The 6640-nt window shown below is 71.6% G+C and carries 8 protein-coding genes; 7 read left to right on the top strand and 1 reads right to left on the bottom strand.

Translation table 11 applies throughout. The features are described from left to right. The 7 genes from FNQ90_RS08660 to FNQ90_RS08630 all read left to right on the top strand — a co-directional run. A partial coding sequence (locus FNQ90_RS08660) for a DUF1990 family protein (protein ID WP_323379845.1) occupies positions 1–505 on the top strand: 505 nt, incomplete at its 5' end. 9 nt (positions 506–514) lie between these two features. Continuing rightward, positions 515–1342, top strand: a complete 828-nt coding sequence (locus FNQ90_RS08655) for a HipA family kinase (protein ID WP_182605828.1) — start codon at positions 515–517, stop codon at positions 1340–1342. A gap of 63 nt (positions 1343–1405) precedes the next feature. Beyond that, positions 1406–1783, top strand: coding sequence for a DUF3037 domain-containing protein (locus FNQ90_RS08650; protein WP_182605829.1), 378 nt, complete (start codon positions 1406–1408; stop codon positions 1781–1783). Positions 1784–2020: 237 nt separating this feature from the next. Beyond that, positions 2021–2782 carry a 3-oxoacyl-ACP reductase FabG gene (fabG, locus tag FNQ90_RS08645; RefSeq protein WP_182605827.1) on the top strand — a complete coding sequence of 254 codons (762 nt, stop codon included), beginning with the start codon at positions 2021–2023 and terminating at the stop codon, positions 2780–2782. 13 nt (positions 2783–2795) lie between these two features. Continuing rightward, positions 2796–3584: an SDR family oxidoreductase gene (locus tag FNQ90_RS08640; RefSeq protein ID WP_182605826.1), complete on the top strand. Its 789-nt coding sequence runs from the start codon at positions 2796–2798 to the stop codon at positions 3582–3584. Between the two features lie 113 nt (positions 3585–3697). Next, complete coding sequence (ung, locus tag FNQ90_RS08635) at positions 3698–4375, top strand: uracil-DNA glycosylase (protein ID WP_182605825.1); 678 nt, start codon at positions 3698–3700, stop codon at positions 4373–4375. Between the two features lie 208 nt (positions 4376–4583). Continuing rightward, the gene (locus FNQ90_RS08630) at positions 4584–5486 is read left to right on the top strand and encodes a Gfo/Idh/MocA family protein (protein WP_182605824.1); all 903 of its coding nucleotides are present in this window, start codon (positions 4584–4586) and stop codon (positions 5484–5486) included. Positions 5487–5610: 124 nt separating this feature from the next. On the opposite strand, the gene FNQ90_RS08625 is transcribed toward FNQ90_RS08630, so the two are convergent. Beyond that, positions 5611–6492 carry an undecaprenyl-diphosphate phosphatase gene (locus tag FNQ90_RS08625; protein WP_182605823.1) on the bottom strand — a complete coding sequence of 294 codons (882 nt, stop codon included), beginning with the start codon at positions 6490–6492 and terminating at the stop codon, positions 5611–5613. Positions 6493–6640: the final 148 nt, after the last annotated feature.

Below are 6640 nucleotides of genomic sequence, written 5' to 3'. Positions count from 1 at the left end.
CGGCATGACCCGGCCTGGCGGCCCTCCCCCTCCGGTCGGATTCCACCGGTTGCGCGTCGGTGTTCCGGTGGGCCACGGCCCCGGAACGTTCGCCGCGGCCGGGCGCGCGGTGCTGGCGTGGCGGACGCATCGCGGCGCGGGCCTCGCCGTGGAGACGAGCGCTCCGGAGGCGGCGGCCGGTGTCCGGGCCACCGTTCGGATCGGACCGCTCCGCGCCCCCTGCTTGGTGGTGTGGACGGTCCACGAGGCGCGACGCGTCGGTTTCGCCTACGGCACCCTCCCCGGTCACCCGGAATGCGGGGAGGAGGCTTTCGTGGTGGAGCGCGCCGACGACGACTCCGTCCACCTCACCGTTCTCGCCCTCAGCCGCCCCGCGGCCCCCTGGGCCCGACTGGCCGGCCCCGTCGGCCGTCTCGCGCAACGGCTGATGGCCCGCCGGTACGGGCGCGCCCTGCGTCGGGCCGTCCGGGGAAGCGAGCCGCCCGGTACCCGGGGCCTCGCATAGCCTGGCGACATGCTCCCCGGGATTGCGGCCACCCGCTACGTGACGCCCCTGCGGGAGGGCGGCTCACTGCCCGGCATCGTCGAGGCCGAGGACCTGGGCACGTACGTGATGAAGTTTCACGGCGCAGGCCAGGGGCGGCGCACCCTCGTGGCCGAGGTCGTCGCCGGGGAGCTCGCCCGGCGCCCGGGACTCCGGGTCCCCGATTTGGTGCTCCTGCGACTCGACCCGGTCATCGGCCGTTCCGAGCCGGACGAGGAGGTGCAGCACCTGCTGCGCGTCAGCGAGGGCCTGAACCTCGGCATGGACTTCCTGCCGGGGGCGATCGGATTCGATCCCCTCGCCTATGCCGTCGATCCGGTGGAGGCCGGGCGGGTGGTGTGGTTCGACGCGCTGGTGCGCAACGTCGACCGGTCCTGGCGCAACCCCAACCTCCTGGTGTGGCACGGCGACCTGTGGCTCATCGATCACGGGGCGAGCCTGGTCTGGCAGCACAACTGGGACGGCGCGGCGGAGGCCGCGACCCGTTCCCACGATGCCTCCGATCACGCCCTGGCCCCGGCCGGCCCGGATCCGCGGGCGGCCGGCGCGGAGTTGGAGCCGCGGATCACGGAGGACCTCCTGCGCGAGGTGGTGGCCGGGGTGCCCGACGAGTGGTTGGAGGGCGAGGCCGGCTTCCCCGAGGCCGAGGCGGTCCGCGCGGCGCACGTGGAGGTACTGCTCCATCGGGCGCGAAACCTGGCGGAGCGCATCGTCATCGGTTCCCCCACCTCCGACGGGCCGAGCAGCGCGCCCGGCTGGTTGACCGGTGGTTTCCCCATCGCGGGAGCGGGTCGATGAGCCCGCGGCCCGAGGCGCGCGCGGGAGGCGGCCGACACCTCGCGCGAGGTCTTCGACTACGCCCTGCTGCGCGTGGTGCCCCGGCCCGAACGGGACGAGACCATCAACGCGGGTGTGCTGCTGTGGTGCGGGGGACGATCCTGGCTGGGGGCCCGGGTGCACCTGGACGAGAACCGCCTGCTCGCGCTTGATCCCGGCGCGGAGGTGACCGGTGTGCGCGCGGCTCTGCGCGCCGCCGAGGAACTGTGCCGGGGCGGGGCCGCCGCCGGACAGGCGGCGGCGGAGGATCCGGGCCGTCGGTTCCGGTGGCTGACCGCCCCGCGCAGTACCGTCGTGCGGCCGGGCCCGGTGCACAGTGGGCTCACCCGGGACCCCGAGGCGGAACTGGAGCGCCTCCTGCGTCTGACCCCGCCGGGGGAGGAGCCGCCGGAGGCGGGCTGACCGGGACCCGGCCCCGGCGGACGGTGACCTGCCGGAGTGCCCTTGCCCGTGTCCCCGGGCCCGGGGCGGAACCCCGTTGTGCCCCGCCTCACCCGTGCGGCCGTTGACAGCCGCAGGTGGGACCTCTAGCGTCGCAGACGCACAAGACTAAGCGGTTGCTCATTTCGGGGATCCGTCGTCGCTCGCCAGCGGTCGGCGGGGGAATCCCCGCTTCACCCAACGGCGAGGGGAACCATCATGTCCACCACCGTTCAGCGCGTCGCCATCGTGACCGGAGGGGCCCGCGGCATCGGCGCCGCCACTGCCGTGCGGTTGGCCCGTGAGGGCCGTGCCGTCGCCGTTCTGGACCTCGACGAGGCCGCCTGCAAGGACACCGTCGACCGCATCACCGCCGACGGCGGCACCGCCCTGGCCGTCGGCTGCGACGTCTCCGACACCGAGCGGGTCTCCGCCGCCGTGGAGCGGGTCGCGGCCGAACTGGGCCCGCCCGTGGTCCTGGTCAACAACGCCGGCGTGCTGCGCGACAACCTGCTGTTCAAGATGAGCGACGACGACTGGGACACCGTGATGAACGTGCACCTGCGCGGTGCCTTCCTGGTGTCCCGGGCCTGCCAGAAGCACATGGTCGACACCGGCTTCGGACGGGTCGTCAACCTCTCCTCCAGCTCGGCGCTGGGCAACCGCGGCCAGGCCAACTACGCCGCCGCCAAGGCCGGCCTGCAGGGCTTCACCAAGACCCTCGCCAAGGAACTCGGCAAGTTCGGCATCACCGCCAACGCGGTCGCCCCCGGCTTCATCGTCACCGATATGACCGCACAGACCGCGGCCCGGGTCGGAATGGGCTTCGAGGACTTTCAGAAGGCCGCCGCCGACCGCATCCCGGTGCAGCGGGTGGGCCGCCCGGAGGACATCGCCAACGCCGTCGCCTTCTTCACCGGCGAGGACGCGGGCTTCGTCTCGGGGCAGGTGCTGTACGTGGCCGGTGGCCCGCTCAACTGAGGGAGACGAGACCATGAACGACGCATCCGGGGCGGAAAACCCCTCCACGGCCCCCACCGACCCCGGCCGGGTGGCCCTGGTCACCGGAGGCAGCCGAGGCATAGGCTTCGGCATCGCCCGGGCCCTGGTCGCGCGCGGCGACCGGGTCTGCATCACCGGCCGAACCGAGGAGTCATTGCGCGAGGCGGTGAAGGAACTCGGCTCCGACCGCGCCATGTACGTGGTCGGAAAGGCCCACGACGAGGACCACCGCGCCGAGGCGGTCGAACGGGTGATGGCCGAGTACGGCCGTCTGGACCACCTGGTGAACAACGCCGGTACCAATCCCGTCTTCGGTGGTCTCGCGGACCTGGATCTCGCGGTGGTGCGCAAGATCTACGAGACCAACGTCGTGTCCGCCCTCGGATTCGCCCAGCGGGCCCGGGCGGCCTGGCAGGGCGACCACGGGGGCACCATCGTCAACGTGGCCTCGGTGGCCGGCCTCAACTCCTCGCCCTTCGTGGGGGCGTACGGGATGAGCAAGGCCGCGATGATCAACCTCACCCAGCAGTTGGCCCACGAGTTCGCCCCCGGGGTCCGGGTCAACGCGGTGGCGCCGGCCGTGGTTCGCACCCGTTTCGCCGCGGCTCTGTACGAGGGGCGCGAGGAGCAGGTGCTCTCCCGGTACCCCCTCGGCCGTCTGGGCACCCCCGAGGACATCGGCGGTGCCGTCGCCTTCCTCACCTCGCCCGACTCGGCCTGGATGACCGGCCAGACCCTGCTGCTGGACGGTGGGCTCTTCCTCAACGCCGGGGTTTCCTGATCAAGCGCGGTCCCGACCCCCCCGCGCGGCACCGCCTGTCGGTGCCGCGCGGTACGTTGCCCCCGATCGTCGTTTCATTCCGGACGACGAGGCGCACACCGGAGGTTGAACCCGTGATCGACACCCTGCCCGGCGACTGGCAGACCGTCCTCGGTGAGGAACTGCACCGGCCCTACTTCAAGGAGTTGGCCGCCTTCGTCGAGGCCGAACGGGAAGCGGGTCCCGTCTACCCCCCGCCGGGACAGGTGTTCGCCGCGCTGGAAGCCACCCCCTACGCGGAGGTGCGGGTCGTCATCCTCGGTCAGGACCCCTACCACGGTGAGGGCCAGGGGCACGGTTTGGCCTTCTCCGTCCGCCCCGGGGTCCGTGTCCCGCCCTCCCTGCGCAACATCTACAAGGAATTGCACGCGGACCTCGGCGTGCCCGTCCCCACCACGGGGTACCTGATGCCGTGGGCCCGGCAGGGGGTCCTGCTGCTCAACACCGTCCTCACCGTCCGTGCCGGTGAGGCCAACTCCCACCAGGGACGTGGTTGGGAGCGCTTCACCGACGCAGTCATCCGGGCGATCTCGAACCGTGAACGCCCGGCGGTTTTCGTCCTGTGGGGAGCGCGGGCGAGGAAGAAGCTCCCCCTCATCGACACCGATCGCCACACCGTGGTCACCGGTGCCCATCCCTCCCCGCTCTCGGCCCGCAAGTTCCTGGGGTCCCGGCCGTTCGGCACCATCGACACCGCACTCGCCCGGCACGACCTGCCCCCCATCGACTGGCGGATTCCCGACCCCGCGTGAGGGGCGCACGTCGCCGGCCCGACCGGGCGGAGGCGGTCCCCGGTTCCGACGCGCCCCGGTGGGCATCCCATCGGGGCGGAGCGGACGCGTATGCTGCCGCACACGGTCCCATCCCGATCCCCGGCCCGCGCGTTACCGCCCCGGCCGGGCCGGTCGCGTCCGGTGGATGCGGACCGCCGGACCACCCCCCATCCATCGAGGGAGCCCTGTGAGGATCGGCGTGATCGGCCTGGGCGACATCGCCCGCAAGGCATACCTCCCCGTGCTCACCACCATGCCCGGCTGCGAACCCCACCTGCACACCCGCAGCACCACCACCCTGGAACGAATCGGTGACGCCCACCGGGTGCCCGCCTCCCACCGTCACAGCACGCTGGACTCGCTGTTGGAGGCCGGGCTGGACGCGGCCTTCGTACACGCCCCCACCGAGACCCATCCAGCTCTGGTGGCGGCTCTGCTGCGGGCCGATGTGCCCGTGTACGTCGACAAACCCCTCGCCTACGATCTCGCCGACGCCCAACGGGTCGCCGCGCTGGCGGAGGAGCGCGGCGTGGGTCTCGCGGTCGGGTTCAACCGTCGCCACGCGCCGGCCTACACCCAGTGCCTGGAGCACCCCCGCGACCTCATCGTGCTCCAGAAACATCGCGTGGGTCTGCCCGAGGACCCCCGCCGCCTGGTGTACGACGACTTCATCCATGTGGTCGACACCCTGCGCTTCCTGGCTCCCGCCCCGATCGACCGGGTGTCGGTCGACGGTGTGGTGCGGGACGGCCTGCTCCACCAGGTGGTGCTCCACCTGTCCGGGAACGGCTTCACCGCTCTCGGCGCCATGAATCGTCGCTCGGGATCGGCGGAGGAGGTTCTCGAGGTGTCCGGCCAGGACACCAAGCGCGAGGTCCGCAACATCGCCGAGGTCATCGACCACAAGGGACAGCCGAGTCTGCGGCGCCGCGGTGACTGGGTTCCCCCCGCCCGCCAGCGCGGCATCGAACAGGCGGTCCTGGCCTTCCTGCACGATGTGCGTTCCGGCCGCCGGTTCGACATCGCCGACGCGCTGCGCACCCACGAACTGTGCGAGCGGGTGCTGGACGGCCTGGACCCGGCGGGCTGAGGGGAGTCGGTCGGCCGGGCCCCCTCCCGGTCGGAAGAAGCGGGAACGGCGAGAGCCGGGATCCGATGGGTCCCGGCTCTCCGCACGCAACGGCCCGGCGCCCCCGGGGGCAGCGGGCCGTCGTTCATCCGCCGAACTCCTGACCCGCCAGGGGGTCCAGGACTCCCATCCACACCAGCACCAGGATCAGGACGCCGACCACGATCCGATACCAGACGAAGGGGGCGAAAGTGCGCGTGCTGACCCAGTGCATGAACCAGGCGATGATCGCGTACCCCACGAAGAAGGCGACCACGGTGGCGAAGATCGTCGGACCCCAGGACACGTGGCCCGCCTCGTTGCCGATCTCGCTCACCTCGTACAGACCCGAGCCGAAGACCGCCGGAATCGCCAGCAGGAACGAGTAGCGCGCGGCTGCGGCGCGGGTGTATCCGAGGAACAGGCCACCGGTGATCGTGCTTCCCGAGCGCGACATGCCGGGGATCAGGGCCAGCGCCTGCCACAGACCGAAGACGATGCCGTCGCGGAGGTTGAGGTCCTCGATCGTCTTGCGCGGTTTCGCCGCCCGGTGGCGCCCACCGTGTTCGGCCTGCATCGCCATGCGGTCCGCCACGGCCAGCGCGATGCCCAGCACGATGAAGCTGAGCGCGATCAGTCGCAGGTCCCTGAAGGGGCCCTGGATCGAGTCCTTCAGCAGCACCCCGAACACACCGATCGGGATCGAGCCCAGGATCACCAGCCATCCCATGCGGGCGTTGATGTCCCGCCGCAGTTCCGGAGTCCACAGGGAACGGGTCCACGTGGAGACGATGTTCCAGATGTCCTTGCGGAAGTAGATGAGGATCGCCAGTTCGGTGCCGATCTGGGTGACGGCGGTGAAGGCCGCCCCGGGGTCCTCCCAGCCCGCGGCGACGGCGACGAGCCGCAGGTGCGCGCTGGAGGAGATCGGGAGGAATTCGGTGAGTCCCTGGACGAGCCCGAGAACAAGTGATTCGAACCAAGACATGGCGCTGCGTGCTCGTCCCTCGGTGATGTCGGTGGTGGCGACGGTGATCGTCGGTGGATCAGGTCGAAATGGTAGGGCCATCCGATGGAAGGCCCGGTGCGAGGGTCGGGTTCCGGGCGCTTCCTCCCGACACCTCTCCCGCTGTCTC

Origin of the sequence: Streptomyces alkaliphilus, assembly GCF_014141535.1 — a bacterium.
GTDB classification, from domain to species: Bacteria; Actinomycetota; Actinomycetes; order Streptomycetales; family Streptomycetaceae; genus Streptomyces; species Streptomyces alkaliphilus.
The sequence above is the reverse complement of the archived record's forward strand: the minus strand, read 5'-3'. Positions and strand labels throughout refer to the sequence as shown.

Coding starts and splice junctions, on each gene's coding strand:
- fabG (WP_182605827.1), top strand. CDS start 2,021: ATGTCCACCACCGTTCAGCGCGTCGCCATCGTGACCGGAGGGGCCCGC.
- FNQ90_RS08640 (WP_182605826.1), top strand. CDS start 2,796: ATGAACGACGCATCCGGGGCGGAAAACCCCTCCACGGCCCCCACCGAC.
- FNQ90_RS08625 (WP_182605823.1), bottom strand. CDS start 6,492: ATGTCTTGGTTCGAATCACTTGTTCTCGGGCTCGTCCAGGGACTCACC.
- FNQ90_RS08655 (WP_182605828.1), top strand. CDS start 515: ATGCTCCCCGGGATTGCGGCCACCCGCTACGTGACGCCCCTGCGGGAG.